At 58.7% G+C, this 18527-nt stretch carries 16 protein-coding genes; 4 read left to right on the forward strand and 12 right to left on the reverse strand.

Features of this window, described 5'->3' with window-relative positions:
• Positions 1 to 7 precede the first annotated feature (7 nt).
• Positions 8 to 496, forward strand: coding sequence for a luciferase domain-containing protein (locus E5180_RS15140; protein ID WP_138925281.1), 489 nt, complete (start codon positions 8 to 10; stop codon positions 494 to 496).
• A gap of 252 nt (positions 497 to 748) precedes the next feature.
• Here E5180_RS15140 and E5180_RS15145 read toward each other — a convergent pair whose 3' ends face one another.
• The 11 genes from E5180_RS15145 to E5180_RS15195 all read right to left on the reverse strand — a co-directional run bounded on the left by E5180_RS15145 (position 749) and on the right by E5180_RS15195 (position 12651).
• A complete protein-coding gene (locus tag E5180_RS15145; protein WP_089423291.1) occupies positions 749 to 1891 on the reverse strand; it encodes an acyl-CoA dehydrogenase family protein in 1143 nt (380 codons plus the stop codon).
• Positions 1892 to 1893: 2 nt separating this feature from the next.
• Positions 1894 to 3882, reverse strand: a complete 1989-nt coding sequence (locus tag E5180_RS15150; protein ID WP_254700588.1) for an acetyl/propionyl/methylcrotonyl-CoA carboxylase subunit alpha — start codon at positions 3880 to 3882, stop codon at positions 1894 to 1896.
• Positions 3879 to 4679 carry a crotonase/enoyl-CoA hydratase family protein gene (locus E5180_RS15155; protein ID WP_138925283.1) on the reverse strand — a complete coding sequence of 267 codons (801 nt, stop codon included), beginning with the start codon at positions 4677 to 4679 and terminating at the stop codon, positions 3879 to 3881. The genes E5180_RS15150 and E5180_RS15155 overlap by 4 nt, the downstream gene beginning before the upstream one ends.
• Before the next feature lie 9 nt (positions 4680 to 4688).
• Complete coding sequence (locus E5180_RS15160) at positions 4689 to 6287, reverse strand: acyl-CoA carboxylase subunit beta (RefSeq protein WP_138925284.1); 1599 nt, start codon at positions 6285 to 6287, stop codon at positions 4689 to 4691.
• Positions 6284 to 6907, reverse strand: a complete 624-nt coding sequence (locus E5180_RS15165) for a TetR/AcrR family transcriptional regulator (RefSeq protein ID WP_089423295.1) — start codon at positions 6905 to 6907, stop codon at positions 6284 to 6286. The genes E5180_RS15160 and E5180_RS15165 overlap by 4 nt, the downstream gene beginning before the upstream one ends.
• Before the next feature lie 73 nt (positions 6908 to 6980).
• The gene (locus tag E5180_RS15170) at positions 6981 to 7415 is read right to left on the reverse strand and encodes a PaaI family thioesterase (protein ID WP_138925285.1); all 435 of its coding nucleotides are present in this window, start codon (positions 7413 to 7415) and stop codon (positions 6981 to 6983) included.
• The gene (gene meaB / locus E5180_RS15175; RefSeq protein ID WP_089423297.1) at positions 7408 to 8373 is read right to left on the reverse strand and encodes a methylmalonyl Co-A mutase-associated GTPase MeaB; all 966 of its coding nucleotides are present in this window, start codon (positions 8371 to 8373) and stop codon (positions 7408 to 7410) included. The genes E5180_RS15170 and meaB overlap by 8 nt, the downstream gene beginning before the upstream one ends.
• A 5-nt stretch (positions 8374 to 8378) precedes the next feature.
• Entirely contained in the window at positions 8379 to 10070 is a 1692-nt protein-coding gene (locus tag E5180_RS15180) for an acyl-CoA mutase large subunit family protein (RefSeq protein ID WP_302664659.1), read from the reverse strand.
• Positions 10071 to 10085: 15 nt separating this feature from the next.
• A complete protein-coding gene (locus tag E5180_RS15185) occupies positions 10086 to 10514 on the reverse strand; it encodes a cobalamin B12-binding domain-containing protein (RefSeq protein WP_138925286.1) in 429 nt (142 codons plus the stop codon).
• On the reverse strand, positions 10507 to 11160 hold the full coding sequence (locus E5180_RS15190) for a TetR/AcrR family transcriptional regulator (RefSeq protein WP_138925287.1): 654 nt from the start codon (positions 11158 to 11160) through the stop codon (positions 10507 to 10509). The genes E5180_RS15185 and E5180_RS15190 overlap by 8 nt, the downstream gene beginning before the upstream one ends.
• Before the next feature lie 189 nt (positions 11161 to 11349).
• On the reverse strand, positions 11350 to 12651 hold the full coding sequence (locus tag E5180_RS15195) for a TetR/AcrR family transcriptional regulator (RefSeq protein WP_254700589.1): 1302 nt from the start codon (positions 12649 to 12651) through the stop codon (positions 11350 to 11352).
• 106 nt (positions 12652 to 12757) lie between these two features.
• On the opposite strand from E5180_RS15195, the gene E5180_RS15200 reads away from it, so the two are divergent.
• From E5180_RS15200 to E5180_RS15210, 3 genes are all read left to right on the forward strand, one after another.
• Entirely contained in the window at positions 12758 to 13519 is a 762-nt protein-coding gene (locus E5180_RS15200) for a glucose 1-dehydrogenase (RefSeq protein WP_089423321.1), read from the forward strand.
• A gap of 98 nt (positions 13520 to 13617) precedes the next feature.
• Positions 13618 to 15555 (forward strand): AMP-binding protein, encoded by a 1938-nt coding sequence (locus E5180_RS15205; RefSeq protein ID WP_138925288.1) that lies wholly within the window; start codon positions 13618 to 13620, stop codon positions 15553 to 15555.
• Positions 15552 to 16406 carry an SDR family oxidoreductase gene (locus E5180_RS15210; protein WP_089423323.1) on the forward strand — a complete coding sequence of 285 codons (855 nt, stop codon included), beginning with the start codon at positions 15552 to 15554 and terminating at the stop codon, positions 16404 to 16406. Before E5180_RS15205 ends, E5180_RS15210 begins: the two co-directional genes overlap by 4 nt.
• A gap of 18 nt (positions 16407 to 16424) precedes the next feature.
• Here E5180_RS15210 and E5180_RS15215 read toward each other — a convergent pair whose 3' ends face one another.
• Positions 16425 to 18464, reverse strand: a complete 2040-nt coding sequence (locus tag E5180_RS15215; RefSeq protein ID WP_138925289.1) for an NADPH-dependent 2,4-dienoyl-CoA reductase — start codon at positions 18462 to 18464, stop codon at positions 16425 to 16427.
• Positions 18465 to 18527: the final 63 nt, after the last annotated feature.

The raw sequence follows: 18527 nt of genomic DNA on the forward strand, positions 1-18527 counted from the left end.
GCTGGAAATGTTTGAACTGACGCCCCGCATCGGCCCGCGACCAGAGACTACCGATTGCGCGCCTCACGAGCAGGTAACCCAAAACCCCGATGCCAGTACCTATCAAAAGCTCAAAGAGCGCGCATTTGATTTTCCCTTTGTCGAGCGTCGCCCCAGCATTATCTCTGTCCCCGGAGCCGAAGCTCTTTGGCTGGCACATGATCATGCCCACGGCTGTCAAGAATCTTTTATGGTGGGAAATGAGTTTGCCCATGTGCATCCGCATTATGACGGCTCCATGCATCTGATGCTGCCAATCGAATGTACGCTTGAACTGTTCGCTAAAGGATGGGGCGAGCCGCACCCGATGGCGGCCTCAGGCATGATCCCCGCAACCGCCGTCATGGTGTTCGCCGCGCGGGACACAGCCGAGATCGAAACAGCATTGAAAATCCTCGCTACGTCTTATGATTTCGCGCGTGGAAAACTCTCAAACCCCGCGTCGATCCGGCTGTGAAGCTGGCTCCCCCATGTTTCTGAACGCATTTAGCGCCCGAGCTGGCGCATTAAACCTGAGCAAAATCTGCGAACTTTTGAGCGGAGGACGAGGCGAAATGAGTTTCGGTCAATTTCAGATGTTCGTGACAAGTCAGAGTAGTTACACGTGCCAGATCGATACCGTGGGGTTTCGTGCCAATGGCACCGCAAAGTGCGTTAACCTCTCAGTTCAACAAACACGTTAATTCATCCGGAATCCAGTTCTTGCCGTCTAAAGCCGCTTGGCAATTTCTTCCAACATCACTTCGGTTGCGCCGCCGCCAATGGCCTGAATACGCGCGTCGCGAGACATCCGTTCAACCGGGGTTTCGCGCATGTAGCCCATGCCGCCGTGAAACTGAACGCAATCATACATCACCTTGTTGACCAGATCGCCGCAATAGGCCTTGACCATCGAAACCTCTTTGACACAATCCATCCCCTGAGCGTCTTTCCACGCCGCGCTGTAGACTAGTTGCCGGCCAGCCTCGACCTGGGCGGCGCGCTCGGCAAGTCGGTGACGGATCACCTGTTTGTCCCATAGAACACCGCCAAAGGCAGGACGATCCTTCACATAATCCAGCGTCAGTTCGATGGCTTTCTGCGCCTCACCCATGGCCATCGCTCCCAGAACCGTTCGTTCGTTCTGAAAGTTCTTCATGATGGCGTAGAAACCCTTATCAACCTCGCCCAGAATATGGTCGCCTGTGACACGGACGTTGTCAAAAACCAGTTCGGCAGTATCCGAACACAGCCATCCAGTCTTGTTCAGCTTCTTGCCGACCGAAAATCCCGCTGTGCCTTTTTCGACTGCAAAGATCGTGACCCCGCGCGAACCTTTTGCTTCGGTGTTGGTTTTGGCAGCGACGAAAAACAGATCGCCATGCACACCATTAGTGATGAACATTTTGGTACCGTTGATCACCCAGCCATTGCCGTCGCGGACCGCGCGTGTGCGCATTCCTGCCACGTCTGACCCGGCACCGGGTTCGGTTACGGCAACGGCACAGACGCTTTTGCCTGACGTGATACCCGGCATCCAGCGTGCCATTTGTTCGGGTGTGCCTACATTGGCCAGATGCGGACTGGCCATATCCGTGTGCACCAGCAGGTCAGCTGAAAAGCCTCCGAATGTGCAGCGGCCCAGCTCTTCTGCCAGCACGACGCTGGCCATCGTATCCAGATCCGCTCCGCCATATTTCTCAGGGTAACGCATTCCAAGAAAGCCCAGCTCGCCCATCTTGGCGAATACCTCGCGCGGGACTTTGCCTGCTTCTTCCCAGGCGTCGCCGTGCGGCACGATCTCGGCCTCGACAAAACGGCGGATTTGCTCGCGCAGCATGGTCAGTTCGTCGGAAAAATATGGGTTGGTCATGGTCATTCCTCGGGGTCGATGGTGATCAGCACGGCGCCCATATCGACGTTTTCTCCGGCTGCATAATTGACTTGGGCGACAGTGCCCGCACAGGGCGCGGTCAGGGTTTGCAAAAGTTTCATGGCCTCGATTACAACAACCGGTTGTCCGGCGATGACAACATCACCGGGTTGGGCCAGAACGTCCGAGACAAGGCCGGGCATCGGTGCGCGCACCTGATTGCCGCCACCCAGTGCGGCCTCGCCAACCCCTTGAATGATCCTGTCGCTGTCCAGAACAACAAACGAGGCGCGACCGGTTTGACCATCCAACGAAACTTTCTCACCGTCGATTTCGGCGCTTGCGCTATGGCGCATGCCGTCAGTTTCATAAGACAGTATGCCGCCACGCAGGCTGGCGTTTTCCATTTCAATAGGGGCCAGATCATGAAGGGTGACGATATAGGTCCCGTCGCGCCCCTCGATGCGGGCATCTTCACCGTTGATCCGGTAAATGGCGCCACCTGGTCGACCGGACGGTTCGGTCACGCGCCAGGCACCCAATGCGGTCCAGGGATCATGTCCGCCCCGGTCATTGCTGGCCAGAAAGTTTGTCAGAACGGCCTCGGCCCACTGATGGTGGCCGGGTATGGGCGCGTGCCAGCCATCGGGATAAGCCGCACCAAGGGATGCGGTGCTGTGCGTTCCGGCGACAAAATCCGGCAAGGCCAGAAGATCGCGCAGAAAGGCGATATTGGTGCCGGGCCCGGTGATGTGATACTTGGCCAGCCCCTGATCCAAAAGCCGGATCGCCGACGCGCGATCCGGTGCCAAACTGATCAGCTTGGCCAGCATGGAATCGTAATAATGGCTGACAATGCTGCCCGCGCGCACACCGCTATCGAGCCGCAAGCCGGGCATGTCGGGGGCGGCGTAGCTGGTGATTTTTCCGATCTCGGGGCGATAGTTGTTGGCCGGGTCTTCGGCGGCGATGCGGGCCTCGATCGCCCAGCCGGAGCAGGTGATATCGTCTTGCGCGAACGGTAGCGACTCGCCCCCGGCGACACGCAACTGCCATGCGGCAATGTCGATGCCGGTGACCGCCTCTGTCACCGGATGTTCCACCTGCAGGCGGGTGTTCATTTCGAGAAAATAGTATTCGCCGGTATCGGCATCCAGCAGGAACTCAACCGTACCCGCGCTGTCATAGCCGATGCCCTTGGTCAGCCGCACCGCGCTTTCCAGAAGGCTGGCGCGAACGTCGGCTGGCAGTAGTGGCGCAGGTGCCTCTTCGATCACTTTCTGATGGTTTCGTTGCAGCGAACAATCGCGTTCAAACAAGTGGCGCACATTACCCTGCTGGTCCGCAAGGATCTGCACCTCGATATGGCGCGCGGTGCCGACATAGCGTTCCAGCAAAATCTGGCTATCGCCGAAGGCAGCCTCAGCCTCGGCCCGAGCGGCAATCAGTTCGGTGGTAAAATCGGCCAGATCATGCACCTGTCGCATACCGCGCCCGCCGCCCCCGGCGCTGGCTTTGATCAATAGCGGCACGCCGATGATATGCGCCTCGGCCAGCAGCCGGTCGTCGGACTGATCATCGCCGTAGTAGCCCGGCACAACCGGCACGTTTGCCGCAACCGCAACCGCTTTGGCCGCGATTTTTGAGCCCATCAGCGCAATGTTTTCCGGCGACGGTCCAACGAAGACCAGACCGGCATCAGCGCAGGCCTGCGCGAAACCTGCATTTTCGGCCAGAAACCCATAACCGGGATGAACAGCCTGCGCGCCGGCCTGTTTGGCAGCCGCAATAATCCGGGCACCATCCAGATAGCTCTGGGCGGCCTCGGACGGGCCGATATGCACCGCCGTCTCGGCGGCAACCACATGCGGTACCTCCCTGTCCGCGTCGGAATAGACTGCGACTGCGCGCAGGCCCAGACCCTGACAGGCCCGCACAAGGCGCAGGGCAATCTCGCCCCGGTTGGCGATCAAAACGGTTGAGAAATTCATTTGCCGGTCCGCCATGGGGGCAGTGTCTTGCCCAGAAAACTGTTGATGCCGGTGGTGCCTTCGTCGGTTTCCCATGCGTCCGCCAGGCGATCGGCGGTATAAATCATGCTGTCGTTGATACTGTGGCTGGCGACGTAGGCAATCAGTCGCTTGGTTTCACCGACTGCACCCAAGGCCGCCTCAAGATGGTCGGCGATGATCGAGTCAATCCGCGCGTCCAGATCGTCAGGCGTTACCGTTTCGTTCAGCAACCCGATCTTTTCGGCATTTGCTGCGCTGAACAAGGCCCCCGACAGCATCGTGGCCCGCGCATTGGCCGCGCCGATGCGTGCCACCACATGAGGCGAGATATTGGCCGGGATCAGCCCCAGACGCACCTCTGTCAGACCAAAGCGTGCGGTATCGACACCCACGGCGATGTCACAAACTGAAATCATCCCGACCCCGCCGCCATAGGCCGGGCCCTGGATCCGCCCGATCAGCGGTTTGGGCAGCGCATTCAACGCATTCAGCATATGCGCCAGCTTGCTGCTTTCGCGGATACGGGTGGCACGGTCGGCTGCGGCATTGCCTTTGAACCAGTTGAAATCACCTCCCGCGCAAAAGCTTTTGCCTTCGCCGGTGAGAACAACAACCCGGACGCTGTCATCCGACGCCAACAAATCTGCGGCTTGTTTGAGCTCGTCAATCAGCTGACCGTTCAACGCGTTGTGCTTGGCAGGCCGGTTCAGCGTCAGGCGCGCCACGCCGCGCGTGTCCGTTTCAACAGTGATGGTCTGGAATGTCCGGCTGGTCATAGTACGGTCCTACATTCGGTAAACTGGGGAGTGTCCCATTGCATCAGGTGTGCTGGACACGATCGACAGACAAAGACCCAACACATCACGGGTTTGCGCAGGCTCGATGATGCCATCATCCCAAAGCCGTGAGGTGGCGAAATACGGGTCCGATTGTTCGCCGTACTGGGCGCGCACGCGGGATTCGATTTCGTCCAGTTCTTCTTGCGTGGCGGTGGGGGCTTTGACATTGGTCCGGCGCAGTTCCAGCATCACGTTGCTGGCGATATCGGCCGACATCGTGGCCAGCACCGCGCTTGGCCATGCGAACAGGAAGTTCGGCCGAAAGCCGCGCCCGCACATGCCGTAATTGCCCGCGCCATAAGAACCGCCGACGATGACCGACAGCTTGGGCACCCGCGCGACTGCCTGTGCGTAAACCATCTTGGCGCTGTTCTTGGCTATGCCTTCGCGCTCGGCGACAGTTCCAACCATGAAGCCGGTGATATTATGCAGAAACAGAAGCGGGATGTTGCGCTGATCGCAAAGGGTTATGAAATGCGCGGCTTTCAGTGCCGATTGCGATAATAGCGCGCCGTTATTGCCGATTATCCCTACCATATGACCATGTATGCGGGCGGTGCCGCAGACAACCGTTTCGCCCCATTCAGGTTTGAATTCGCTGAAACCGCTGTCATCCACGGTGCGCGCAATAATTTCGCGCACGTCATAGGGCATTTTGGGATCGGCGCTGATCACCCCGCCAAGCTCTGATGCGGGGTATCGCGGCGACAGCACCGGCGCGACCTTTGCTGGCTTACGCTCAAAATTCGTCTCGCCGATCAGGGTGCGGGCCAGCGCCAACGCCTGGTCTTCATCCGCCACCAGATGGTCGCTTACGCCAGAGATCCGCGTGTGCATCGCGGCGCCGCCTAGAGTCTCGCCGTCAACCTCTTCGTTGATCGCAACCTTGACGATTGACGGGCCGCCCAGATGGATGCGTGCGTTGCCATCAACCATGATCACCTGATCGCTGAGCGCCGGAATATAGGCACCACCGGCGGTACAGCCGCCAAACACCACCGATATCTGCGGCAATCCGGCAGCCGACATGCGGCACTGGCGATGAAACGAATTTCCGAAATGGTCGCGGTCGGGGAACACCCGGTCCTGTTCCGGCAGATAGGCCCCGCCGCAATCCACCAGATAAAGGCAGGGCATACGGTTCTGTTCGGCGATCTCCTGCGCGCGCAGGTGTTTTTTCACTGTCTCGTGGAAAAAGCTGCCGCCCTTGACGGTAGCATCATTGGCGATGATAACCACATGCTTGCTCTTCACAAGGCCGATACCGGTAACGATTCCGGCCGCGGGGACCTGATTGTCATACTGGCCCCAGGCGGCAAGTGGCGACAGTTCCAGAAAGGCCGTGCCCGGGTCGATCAATCGGTCGATCCGGTCGCGCACCAGATGCTTTCCGCGCTCATGGTGGCGGGCGCGCAGCTTTTCCGCGCCGCCAGTTGTGGCAAAGGCCATGCGTGTTCGCAGAGTTCCCAACAAGGTTTGTGATTGCGCCCAGTTTTGTTCAAAAACCGGGGATCGGGTATCTATCCGGGTTGCGATGCGGCTCATGTGTTGTCTCCGCTTTGGCTGAGAATCCCGTTCAAGAATGTGTCGGCATAGTCATCGGCAAGATCCTCGGCGCTGCCCTTCTGGGGGTCGAACCATTCAAGCGTCGCGTTCAGCGCGCCGATCAGCAGCAAGCGAAACCGGGGCAGATTGACATCGCTGCGGATCGCGTCCCGCACCTTCAATTCTGACAACAGATTATCCAGGAAAGCCTCATAGGCGCGGCGAACCGGTAGGTTGGCGTCGCGCACTACAGGTGGCACTTGGCCGAAGATGCGCACGTTGGCCGAGGTGTAAGCGCCATGTTCCAGCAAAGCACATAGATGCCCACGGAGTACTGCACGAAATACGTCACGCGCGGGCGCATCTGCACTCAAGGCCGCCACCCTGTCGCGGACCTCGTCATGAACCGCTTGGATTCCTGCATCAAGAATTTCCGTGATAATGTCATCTTTAGAGGCGAAGTGATAGTAAATGCTGCCGGCCTTGATCCCCGCGGCCTCGGCGATCATGCGCAGAGATACCGCCCCGTATCCTTGGCGGCCTAACAGCAAGGCGGCCGCATCCAGAATGCCCGTGCGGCCTACCTCGGCGTTTTGTGCAACTGTTTTCGAGAGTGCCATCGTGCCCTACAAAAATTTACCTACCTAACACTTGTTAGGTGTCGGGCGACATCCTGTCAACCCGGTTTCAAAGTCAGGTAAAATTCTTGTGGCCAATGATATAGACCGTGCCTGTAAAGGACGCTATATGCCCTGCCGTGTCGCCGCTGACCGTCACTTCGTAGACCGCGATCTTGCGAGACCGAGAAACTTCGGTTGCTGTCGCGGTCAATACATCCCCAAGCCGGGCTGCGGCGTTGTAGGTGATGTGAACGTCAATGCCTGCCGCCAGTGTGCCATAGCTGTTCGACGCCACCCCAAAGGCACAATCCGCGACTGAAAAAATCGCGCCGCCATGGCAGGTTCCGTTGAAGTTCAGACTGTCCTGACGGACCGGCATCCGGACAATTGCATGACCGCGACCCATCTTGGCCAGTTCAGCGCCCAACGACTGCATATAACCGTCGCGCGCCACAAATTGCGCCTTCAACAGTTCAAATGACGGTAGGTCGGTTGCAGAATCATCCATTGTCTTGGCTTTCGCATAGTCGCATCAGGACCTTTGTAATTGCATCGTCCAGACCGATCCCTGCCTGTTGAAGGTCCGAAACCACCGCGTCGATGGTTGCGCATGTATCGTTCAGAACGCGATGTTCTGCATATTTGGCGACGGATTGTGCCAGCAAGCGCCGGGTACGCCCGCCAAGGGCATCACGCGGGCCTTTCATTTTGCGCGTCGCGGCCCGGTGATCGACTGCGTCGGCCAGTTCGCACAGGCCCGTCCGATCGACTGCATTGGTCGCCAGGACCGGCACTTTCCAGTCGCCCGGCGCACGCAGGGCCAACATTGCCTGCAACTGACCAACTGTCCGTTTGGCCAGCGGCAAATCGGACTTATTGACGACCAGAATGTCGGCGATCTCGAGAATGCCTGCCTTGATCGCCTGAACGTCATCCCCCAGGCCCGGCGCCGAGATGACAATCCTGACATCCGCCATTTCCGCCATCTCGACCTCGGATTGCCCTGCACCCACGGTCTCCAGAACGATCACGTCAAAGCCCGCAGCGTCCATAAGGTCAGCCACCCGCGCGGCCGAAGCCGACAGGCCGCCCAGATGCCCCCGCGATGCAAGCGAGCGGATGAACACGCCGGCGTCCATCGTGTGCTCTGCCATCCGGATCCGGTCACCCAGAACCGCGCCGCCGGTAATCGGGCTGGAAGGATCGACAGCGGCGACTGCGACTGTCCGCCCCCGCCCCCGCATTTCCCCGATGAACGCATTCACCAGCGTCGATTTTCCAGCACCCGGCGGGCCGGTAAAGCCAACCACGATCGCGCGGCCCAGATGCGGCTGGATTGCTTTCAACAGCGCACTGACAGTTGGACCATCACGCTCGACGATGCTTATTGCGCGGGCAAGTGCGGCGGTTTGTCCGGCCAACAGACGCGCCAAAAGCCCCGGCTTTTCGGCGGTTTGATCCTGCACGGTGATCAGGCGACTACAAGCGGTTGGCCAAAGCCCAATTCGTCCCGCAACACCTTGACGATTTCACCCAGTGTGGCGCCAGCACGCACCGCGTCGATCTCGGCGGCGAAGACGTTGATATCTTCGGACCGCGCGGCCTGACGCAATTCCTGCAATGCATTGTTCAGCAAAGCGGGGTCGCGGGCAGCCTTGATCTTTTTCAGCTGCTCTACCTGTTGTTTCATATGTACCTGCGAGGGGCGCTTCAGGAAAGGTCGGGCCGAGGCGTCTTCATCCTCTTTGAATGCGTTGACGCCGACAACGATCTGTTCGCCGCTGTCCACCTGATCCTGGAATTCAAGGGCGCTGGCCCCGATCATTTCTTGCACAAAACCGCTTTCGACGGCCTTGAACATGCCGCCTTCCGCGTCAATTTCCGCAATGACATTCAGGATTTCCACCTCCATCGCATCGGTCAGGGATTCAACGTAATAGGACCCACCCAACGGGTCGATCACATCGCACAAATGCGCCTCGTGTTTCAGGATATTCTGGGTGGAAACGGCAACCTTGGCAGAGTCTTCGGTAGGCGTTGACAGAACTTCATCATAGCCGTCCGTGTGCATGGATTGCAGCCCGCCAAGGATGCCGGCCATTGCCTGTATCGTTACCCGCGCGATATTGTTCAGCGGCTGTTGCCGGGTCAGATCGCAGCCCGATGTCTGGGCGTGAAACTTGAACCGTTTGGCGCGCGGATTGGTGACCCCGAAACGATCGCTCACAAGCCGGTTCCAGATACGCCGTCCGGCGCGGAACTTGGCCACTTCTTCAAAGAAACTGATCGAGATGTCGAAAAAGAAGGTGAACCGTTCAAGGAATTTTTCCGGGTCCATCCCGCGCGCTTTGCAATCCTCGGCGTATTGGATGGCGGTGGACAGCGTCAACCCCATCGCCTGTGCCGGGGTCGCCCCGGCCTGTTGCATATGCTGGCCAACGATCGAAAAGGCGTTCCAGTTCGGCACATGCTCGGCCAGATAGGCGGCGGTGTCCAGCTGCACCCGGCGGGCACCTTGCAAAGACAGGCGATAGAACATGTGGTTGGCGACGAAATGCGAGATGTAGTCGCTTTGGTTTGACGTTCCGGTGACCTTTTTCCAATCGATCCCGCGCTTTTCGGCCACCACCAACATCTGCGCCAACATGGTGAACGGGCTTGGATCGTTCAGACCGATCGAAATCTCGTCAATCGGGATGTCTGCCAGACATATGTCCATGTCCTCTTCGGTATTGATAATGGTCCCGCAAGTGCCCAGAATTTCTGGCTCTACCTCATCACAGTCGATCCCCCGGTAGACCGAATTGCACGGTATGATGCTGAGTGCGCTGGCCCCTGAGGCCAGTATTTTCTTGATCCGCCCATTGAAATCCACCGGACGGCCCAGCCCGATCAACTGGCGCTGCGACCATGTGCGCCCGCGATGCATCGTTGGATAAATGCCGCGCGTCATCGGATCGGCGCCTGGAAACCCAAGTTTTTCGTTATAGGCACCATCGGGATCGTCCGACGGCCAGTAAAGCGGTTCGACCTTGATGCCAGAGCGATTTCTGACCGGTTTGTCCTCCCCGATCAGGGCGTGATAATTCTGTTGCCACTCGTCAAATGCAGCTTGGTGTGTACCTTTTCCGGTCGACATCACGGGCTTGGCTATCTTGTTCATCACTTCTGCCTTTCTCTAGTCCAAAGGGCGTTCGTTGCTGGCGGCGATTGCAAGTCTTTCCACCTCGGTGACAATGTCTTCGCGCACGGCTCCAGGGTGAAACACCTTCGAAACGCCTGCGGCCAACAGATTCGCTTCATCTTCATCGGGTACAATGCCGCCGACTACGACGCGCACATGGCCCAACCCGGCCGCATCCAGCGCGACCATCAGCTTTGGAACCAACAGATGATCGGTTGCCAAAGAGCTGATGCCGATGACATCCACGTCCTCTTCGAGCGCCAGCGCCACAACCGCGTCGATGGCCTGCCAGGGGTTGGTATAGATCACTTCCATGCCCGCATCGCGCAGATAGGCCGCGATGATGCGACTGCCGCGGTCGTGCCCGTCCAGTCCGATCTTGGTAACCAGCACCCGCGCAGGGGCCAACAGAACGTCATTCATCCTCAATCCTCCTCGAAACTGGTTCACCTGACGCATCTGTACGGGCCGCTTCGCTGGCCCCTGCCCCGACCAGCGGCACGTGCAGATTTTCGATGAATTTACGGGCAAGTCCGGCTGGTGTATCGCGACCCTCGCGGTACCAGACTGGCGTGTGATTCATTGCGCCAATCAGCATCAGCCGCAGAACGCTTCGGTCGGTCTGTGGCGGCAATGGCAACGCATCGCAAAGCCTCGTGAACCGCGCCTCGTATTGCCGACGCAAGCCAACCAGAGTCTTTTCCGCGTCGCTGAAATCTGACGGCAACGTTCTGATCACGACATGGGCATAGCTGCTTGTACCCAGCAGCATCGCCAGGTGCGCCTCGCAGGCGGCCTGCAAGCGCACCCAGGGGTCCGCGCCCGCGGCCTCCAGGGCTGTATCCACACTGGCGCTTATCCGCTGCACGCCTTCTTCGAATACGGCGACAAGCAAATCATCTTTTGATGCGAAATGATAATACAGCGAACCGGGCAACATGCCGGTTGCCTTGGCGATATCGCGCGTTGACGTACTGGCAAAACCCTTTTCAACAAACTGCTGCGCCGAGACGTCAAGAATGAGTTCTCGGCGATTGTTGCTTCTGGCTTTGGGTGCCAAGGCTGTCATCGTGATTCCTTAAATAAGCAAACGATTGCTTGGTTATTTCGCCAATTGTCAAATTTGTCAACAAAGGCTTGCAGTGAAATGCCTTGCATCAATCAGATCAGTAAACCTTTAAGCAGTCTCGCCGAAGGCTTTAGCCCGAGCTGATCTGAAAAATGGGGCTTTCCGGCGCATTCAGACGAGCGTGTTGTTTTACTTCGACAGTCCGCCAAGAAGCAGTTTTTGCAGAATTTCGACAAGTTCGGGCAACGAGATATTTCCCTCCTGCCCCGCCTTTTTTGGGTCAAACCATTCAACGGTCCAGTTCAATGCACCCAACATGACCTGCCGCAAAGGGACGATCCTGATATCGGAACGCAAGCAACCGGAGTCTTGCGCATCTTTCAGAATGCGGTCCCAAAGCTGCGCATATTCATGGCGCACTGGCCAATGGCGAGCGCGCACATTACTGGGCAGTTGACCATAGATTCGAATATTTGCCGAAGTGAATTCACTGGCCTGAAACAGACACTCCATATGTGTCTTGATCGCTGCAGACATTCTGCTCAGGTCATCAGGAAACTTTTCCCAATCAGAAACGGTCCTAGTCACACCCTTCAATAGATCGCGCAGCCCCAAATCCAGCACTTCATCTAAAATGTCATCTTTTGACCCGAAATGGTAGTAGATGCTGCCGGCCTCGATCCCAGCCTCGGTCGAAATGGCCCGCATTGTTGCCGCTTTGTAGCCACGGTCGCGGATGATCCGCGCGGCCGCAGATAGCACTTGCATACGTGTACGTGCTGCCTTGTTGGTATCGGCTTCCGGTTCAAAAATCTGCCGGTCGCGATGCCGGGGGACAAGAACCAGAGCGTGCTCTTTTGTGGCCATCCCATCCAGCAATAGCCTTGTAACCCGCTCGGACAGTGTTGCGACGGGAAAACGCTCCGTGTCATACCATTCGACCGTCCAGTTGAGCGCGCCGAGCACGAACTGGCGTACAGGCCTGATCGCGATATCGGTGCGAATACAGCCATTCTGCTGGGCTTCTACCAAGAAACCGTTCCACAGGTCGGAATATGCGCGTCGCAGCGGCCGGTGTTTTTGGCGTAACTCTTTGGGTAGCGTCGGAAAGTTGCGAATATTGGCGGATGTAAAATCGCTTTCAGACAAAAGAAAGGTCAGGTGTGTATCGACCATCTCTGACAGGACCTGTCGGAAATCCTTGTCCTGCGCCCTAGCCTCGGCCAGAACCCGCGACGCCTCGACATAAAGGCGGCGCAACCCAAGCTCCATAACTTCACCCAGAATGTCTTCTTTGGACGAAAAGTGGTAGTAGATGCTGCCAGCTTCCATATTTGCAACTTTGGCGATTTTGCGCATGGTCGCGGCATTGTACCCTTCATTGCGGAAAAACTGTGCCGCCGCCGCGAGGATCGTCTCTCGCGTCTGCTCGGACTTACTTGGCTGTCCGTCATGCAGCACAGCGTTTTGGGGTTTGGGCGTCATATTCATGGGTAAATACCTCTGGACACACCGATATCAAGCAGATAAATTCAAACAGATGTTAGATTTTAGCCCGTGCGCGACTAAACAGCAAGGGCCCAAGAGGAGTTACAGGATGCGTGGACTGCAAGGTAAAAGAGTGATCGTCACAGGTGGTGGCAGTGGGATTGGACGCGAAGTGTGCAAACGTTTCGCCGAAGAAGGGTCCGAAGTTGCGGTGTTTGACCTCAATGCGGACGGCGCGGCCGAAACCGTATCGCTTATTGAGGCAAATGGTGGGAAGGCCAGCGCCTACACGGTTGATATCGCGGATCGCGCCGCAGTCGATAGCGCTGTAACTGCATTCGAAGCGGGCGGGCCTATCGATGTTCTGGTCAACAATGCGGGCTGGGATGTCGCAAAGCCGTTCCTCGATACCGATGTCGCGCTCTGGGACAAGATCATTGCAATAAACCTTTATGGGCCGCTGCATATGCATCACGCGGTACTGCCCGGAATGGTTAAGAATGGGGGCGGTCGCGTGGTCAACATTGCTTCGGATGCCGGGCGTGTCGGATCGTCCGGGGAAGCGGTTTATTCGGCTTGCAAGGGCGGAATCATCTCTTTTTCGAAAACAGTCGCACGCGAACTGGCCCGCAAAGGTGTGCAGGTGAACACCGTATCTCCAGGGCCGACTGACACAGCGTTGTTTGCAAGCTTTGCCGAAGGCGAAGCCGGCGTAAAGATTGCCGAAGGCTTGAAACGCGCCATTCCGATGAAGCGACTTGGCCAGCCCGAAGATTACCCTGGGATTGTCTGCTTCCTAGCGTCGGAGGACGCTGGGTTCATCACAGGTCAGGTCATTTCCGTGTCGGGCGGCTTGTCCATGCACGGCTAGGCATTTTAGTCGGGCGCGTGCGCCCCCTGGAAGGTAAATAAAAGAACTACCTCCTCAACTGGCCGCGCTACGGCGCGGCCTTTTTCACAAGGTCCGACATGTTTGATCCCGCCGATGATATCCGTAAAAACAGCAATCTTGCCGGTTTTCTGAACCATTGTGGCGCGGATACATACGAAGACCTGCTTGAACGGTCCAACGCCGACCCCGATTGGTTTTGGTCTAAGATTATTGATCTTGCCGGTATCCGGTTCTCGCATCCCTTTCATACACTGCGTGACTTCACCGGCGGCCCCGAGAATATCCGCTGGGCCACCGGTGCCACGCTCAACCTGACGCAAACATGTCTCGACGCGCGAATTGACCTTGGACTTGGCGGCAAGACCGCTATTGACTGGGTGGCAGAAGACGGGACCACCCGCAGCTGGACCTACAACGATCTGGCCGAGCAGAGCGCCCGTGTCGCCGGCGCTCTGGCCGCCCGGGGCATCGGCGCGGGCGATGCGGTTGGCATCTATATGCCGATGATCCCTGAAATTGCGGCCGCGTTTCTGGGCATTGCCCGGTTGGGAGCCATCGCTGTGCCGTTGTTTTCCGGTTTCTCCGCTCCCGCAATCACCGCACGGCTGAACGACAGCAACGCCCGGGCTGTGCTGACAGTTGATGCGTCACCGCGCCGGGGCAAGCCGGTGGCGATGGAGCGGACACTGGTCAGTGCGATAGACGATCTTCCGTTGGTGCAAACGGTCATCAGCCTGCGCCGATTCGGGGGAACATCCGCCGATCCGGCCCGCGATCTGGACTGGCATGACACTATCGCAGCGGCCGATCCGACCTTCCCCGCCGCTCCCGTAGACGCCGCAGGTCCCTTGATGATCGCCTATACTTCGGGCACAACCGGCCGGCCCAAAGGTGTGGTACACACGCATCTGGGAGTTCAGGCCAAAGCAACGACTGACTTCCTTCTGTGTCTCGACCTTCAGCGCGATGACCGGCATCTGTGGATGACGGATATGGGCTGGGTCATGGGGCCGCTGACCCTGATTTCGGTTCTTCTGGCCGGTGCCACGCTGGTGCTTGCCGAAGGTGCCCCGTCAACGCCAGACGACCCGTTTCGCTTGCTGCGCGTTGCCGCCGAAACGAAGGTGACCCACATGGGCGTGGCGCCCACGCTGGTGCGTCAGTTTATGGTACAGGACCCTGCCCCGTTGGCCGGATACGATCTGTCGCCACTGCGCATCGTCGGATCAACCGGAGAGCCCTGGACCGACGATGCCTGGCTATGGCAACTGGCGCATATATGCCGCCATCGCGCAGCCCCGCTGAATATTTCCGGCGGCACCGAACTGTTTGGCGCGATCCTGACCTCAACGGTGTTGCACCGGCTATCGCCGGGCGGGTTCTCGACGCAAGCGTTGGGGGTTGGCGCCAAGGTTCTGCGCCCGGATGGGTCAGAGGCTGATTTGGGCGAGGTCGGTGAGTTGGTGGTGGCCCAACCACCCATGGGGCTGACGCCGACAATCTGGCAGGACAAGGCGCGGTATCTGGAAACCTACTGGTCCACCTTCCCCGGCGTCTGGTGCCACGGCGACTGGGTGCGTCATGATGCTGATGGCACATGGTATATTCTGGGCCGATCCGACGACACTCTGAACATCGCCGGCAAACGCATCGGTCCGCCCGAGATCGAGGCGGCCATGACCCTGACCGGCAAAGTCATCGACGCCGCCGCCATCGCTGCGCCAGATGCGTTGAAAGGTGTCGCCGTTGTCGTTGTCTGCGTCGCAGCCCCCGGCGTGACCCCCGACGCGGCATTGGTCGACTTTCTAAAAGACGCAGTGGGCACAGCGGTCTCAAAACCGTTCCGCCCGCGCGAAATTCATTTCGTCGAAGCCCTGCCAAAGACCCGGACGATGAAAACCATGCGCCGCATCGTGCGGGCAGCATTTCTGGGCGAGGATCCGGGCGATCTGTCGTCCGTGCAGAACCCGGAAACCATCGCCCCAATCGAAGCATTGCAAGGAAAACAGACATGATCGTTATTTTCGGTGCCACTGGCACGATTGGCACACACCTTATTTCTTCGCTTTCGGACAAAGGCATCGCCCTGCGCGCCGTGACCAGCGATGCCTCGCGGATTGCGGCGCTCAAGGCGCAGGGTTGCGAGGCCATGGTGGCTGATTTCGACGACCCTGCCGCGCTGGCGCGGGCCTGCAAGGGGGCGCAAAAGGCGTTCCTTGTCACGCCCGCACATCAGGAAATGGGGCGCTGGAAGGCGAATGTGGTCCACGCCACAGCAGACGCAGGTGTGCAGCATATGGTCATGTCGACCGGGCTCGGGGCCTCGCCCAAGGCCCGGCTGACCTTTGGCATCTGGCATTCGGCCAGCCAGGAGTTGCTGAAGGAAAGCGGCATGGGCTGGACGTTGATCCAACCGACCTATTTCGTGCAGAATCTGCTGTGGCAGTCCGATAGCATCGCCAATGGAAACACTTACCTCGACGATGTGGGCGGACCCGTTTCCTGGGTCGATGCCCGCGACATCGCCGATGTGTCAACCGAAGCTTTGACCGGCGAGGGGCATCTTGGCAAAGCCTATGGGCTGACCGGCGACGAGGCACTGAGCGGCGACGATATTGCGGCGCTGCTGACGCAAACGCTTGGCCGCGACATCACTCGCCGCGCCGTTGGCCCCGACGAGGCGCGCGCCAATATGATAACATCCGGCATGGTCGCAGAGGTCGCCGATGCGATGATAGAACTGGCCGGACTTGCCCCGAAAGGATATCTGTCTGGCACCGAAACCACGGTGCAGGACGTTCTGGGCCGCCCTGCCCGCCGGTTCGCGGGTTTCATCACCGAGAACGCAGCCGCGTTTGGCCGGTGAATTCATCAATCAGGCGGATCAGAAGGTCTGCACCAGCCTGACCCCTTCGTCGATGGCGCGCAGCGCATCCAGCTCGGAGGCCTCTTTCGCGCCGCCAATCATGGTGGCAACAACGCCCTGATCCGTCAGCGCCTGATATAGCGCGCGCACCGGCTCCTGCCCGGTGCACAGAACAATCGTGTCGGCCTCGACGCTCATTGGCGCGCCATCCAGCGTGATGTGTAGTCCGGTATCGTCAATCCGGTCATAGCTGACACCGGTCAGCATCTTGACCCCGCGTTTGCGTAAGGCGTTGCGCAATATCCACCCCGTGGACACGCCCAAAGCCTTGCCCGGTTTACTGGGTTTGCGTTGCAGCACGGTCACTGCACGTGTGCCAGGAACCGGAGCCAGCGGATCGCCACTCAGCGCCCCGGGCCGGGTGAATTTTCCATCCACGCCCCAAACACTAAAGAACACGGCGCTTTGTTCTGTTTCGGCCGGTGCCGTGACCAAGAACTCTGCCACGTCAAAGCCGATACCGCCTGCACCCATCACCGCAACCCGCGCACCCGCGCGGCGTTCGCCTGACAGGATCTGCGCATAAGTCGCCACCTTGGGATGGTCGATACCCGGCACATCCGGAAATCGCGGCGTCACACCAGTGGCGATCACCACATGGTCAAAGCCGCCCAGATCCGTGGCTGAAGCAGCTGTGCCCAGTTTCACGACCACACCGTGTTTGTGCAATTGCGCCCGGAAATAGCGCAGCGTTTCGTCAAATTCGTCTTTGCCGGGGGCGGCGCGTGCCAGATTCAGTTGCCCACCCAATGTGTCGGCGGCCTCAAATAGGGTTACGTCGTGACCCAACCGTCCGGCCTCGGCCGCGCTGGCCAAGCCAGCCGCTCCGCCCCCGACCACGGCGATCTTTTTGGGCACGGTCGCCACATTGTCGTGGAATTCAGTTTCGCGCCCGGCGCGCGGGTTCACCAGACATCCTGCCACACGTTCCGAAAATATATAGTCAAGACAGGCCTGATTACAGGCGATGCAGGTGTTGATCTCATCCGTGCGCCCTTGTCGAGTCTTGCGGACGAAATGCGGGTCGGCGAGCATAGGGCGCGCCATCGAAATCAGATCCGCATCGCCGCTGGCGATAATGTCCTCGGCCAGTTCAGGCGTGTTGATCCGGTTCGAAGCCACGACGGGGATCGACACCGCGCGCTTCACATTCGCAGCTGCCTGACGCCACGCTCCGCGGGGCACAGGATATGCGATGGTCGGCACGCGCGCCTCATGCCAGCCGATACCGGTGTTCAGCATATCGGCGCCTGCAGCCTCGACTTTCTGGGCCAGCAACGCGATTTCTTCGGCAGGGGCACCGTTTTCAATAAGATCCGCAGCAGAAATCCGGTAGATAATCATGAAATCCGGGCCGCAGTGATCGCGCACGGCGCGCACGACCTCTACCGGCAAGCGATGGCGGTTTTCGACACTGCCACCCCAGTCATCGGTGCGCTTGTTGGTATGGGGCACCGTAAATTCGTTCAGCAGATAGCCTTCGGATCCCATCACCTCGACCCCGTCGAAACCGGCGGCCTGCGCATTGGCAGCGGCGGTGACAAAATTATTGATCGTGCGAACGATGTCTTCATGGGTAAGTTCACGGGGAACAAATTTATTGATCGGGGAGCGGATCGGCGACGGTGCGACGCAGTTTTCGACCTTGGCGTACCGCCCCGCATGCAGAAGTTGGGCGCAGATCAGTGCGCCCTCTGTGTGGACCGCATCACAGATGGGCCGCAGCGTGGCAGTTTCGACGGCATCGTCCATACGGGGACCGCCTGGCTCCAGCAACCCCTCGCTATTTGGGGAGAACCCTCCAGTGATAACCAGCGCAACCTCGCCACGCGCGCGTTCGGCGTAAAACGCGGCCTGCCTGGTAATTGGATCGGGCCCGGATTCAAGCCGCGTGTGCATCGAGCCCATGATAACGCGGTTGCGCAATTCAAATGCCCCAACGCGAAGCGGCGACAGCAAATTATCGAATGCGCTCGTTCTCTTTTGGTTCTGATTCATGGAGATCTCCCTTTACGGCTTGCCTCACTTTCTAACATTTGTTAGGTTTTATGAAAAGATAGA

This window comes from Sulfitobacter sp. BSw21498, assembly GCF_006064855.1.
Lineage (GTDB): Bacteria > Pseudomonadota > Alphaproteobacteria > Rhodobacterales > Rhodobacteraceae > Sulfitobacter.

What these genes read in the sequence shown, in the direction of transcription:
- E5180_RS15140 (WP_138925281.1), top strand. Translation starts at nt 8, where the DNA reads ATGTTTGAACTGACGCCCCGCATCGGCCCGCGACCAGAGACTACCGAT.
- E5180_RS15145 (WP_089423291.1), bottom strand. Translation starts at nt 1,891, where the DNA reads ATGACCAACCCATATTTTTCCGACGAACTGACCATGCTGCGCGAGCAA.
- E5180_RS15150 (WP_254700588.1), bottom strand. Translation starts at nt 3,882, where the DNA reads ATGAATTTCTCAACCGTTTTGATCGCCAACCGGGGCGAGATTGCCCTG.
- E5180_RS15155 (WP_138925283.1), bottom strand. Translation starts at nt 4,679, where the DNA reads ATGACCAGCCGGACATTCCAGACCATCACTGTTGAAACGGACACGCGC.
- E5180_RS15160 (WP_138925284.1), bottom strand. Translation starts at nt 6,287, where the DNA reads ATGAGCCGCATCGCAACCCGGATAGATACCCGATCCCCGGTTTTTGAA.
- E5180_RS15165 (WP_089423295.1), bottom strand. Translation starts at nt 6,907, where the DNA reads ATGGCACTCTCGAAAACAGTTGCACAAAACGCCGAGGTAGGCCGCACG.
- E5180_RS15170 (WP_138925285.1), bottom strand. Translation starts at nt 7,415, where the DNA reads ATGGATGATTCTGCAACCGACCTACCGTCATTTGAACTGTTGAAGGCG.
- E5180_RS15180 (WP_302664659.1), bottom strand. Translation starts at nt 10,070, where the DNA reads ATGAACAAGATAGCCAAGCCCGTGATGTCGACCGGAAAAGGTACACAC.
- E5180_RS15185 (WP_138925286.1), bottom strand. Translation starts at nt 10,514, where the DNA reads ATGAATGACGTTCTGTTGGCCCCTGCGCGGGTGCTGGTTACCAAGATC.
- E5180_RS15190 (WP_138925287.1), bottom strand. Translation starts at nt 11,160, where the DNA reads ATGACAGCCTTGGCACCCAAAGCCAGAAGCAACAATCGCCGAGAACTC.
- E5180_RS15195 (WP_254700589.1), bottom strand. Translation starts at nt 12,651, where the DNA reads ATGAATATGACGCCCAAACCCCAAAACGCTGTGCTGCATGACGGACAG.
- E5180_RS15200 (WP_089423321.1), top strand. Translation starts at nt 12,758, where the DNA reads ATGCGTGGACTGCAAGGTAAAAGAGTGATCGTCACAGGTGGTGGCAGT.
- E5180_RS15205 (WP_138925288.1), top strand. Translation starts at nt 13,618, where the DNA reads ATGTTTGATCCCGCCGATGATATCCGTAAAAACAGCAATCTTGCCGGT.
- E5180_RS15210 (WP_089423323.1), top strand. Translation starts at nt 15,552, where the DNA reads ATGATCGTTATTTTCGGTGCCACTGGCACGATTGGCACACACCTTATT.
- E5180_RS15215 (WP_138925289.1), bottom strand. Translation starts at nt 18,464, where the DNA reads ATGAATCAGAACCAAAAGAGAACGAGCGCATTCGATAATTTGCTGTCG.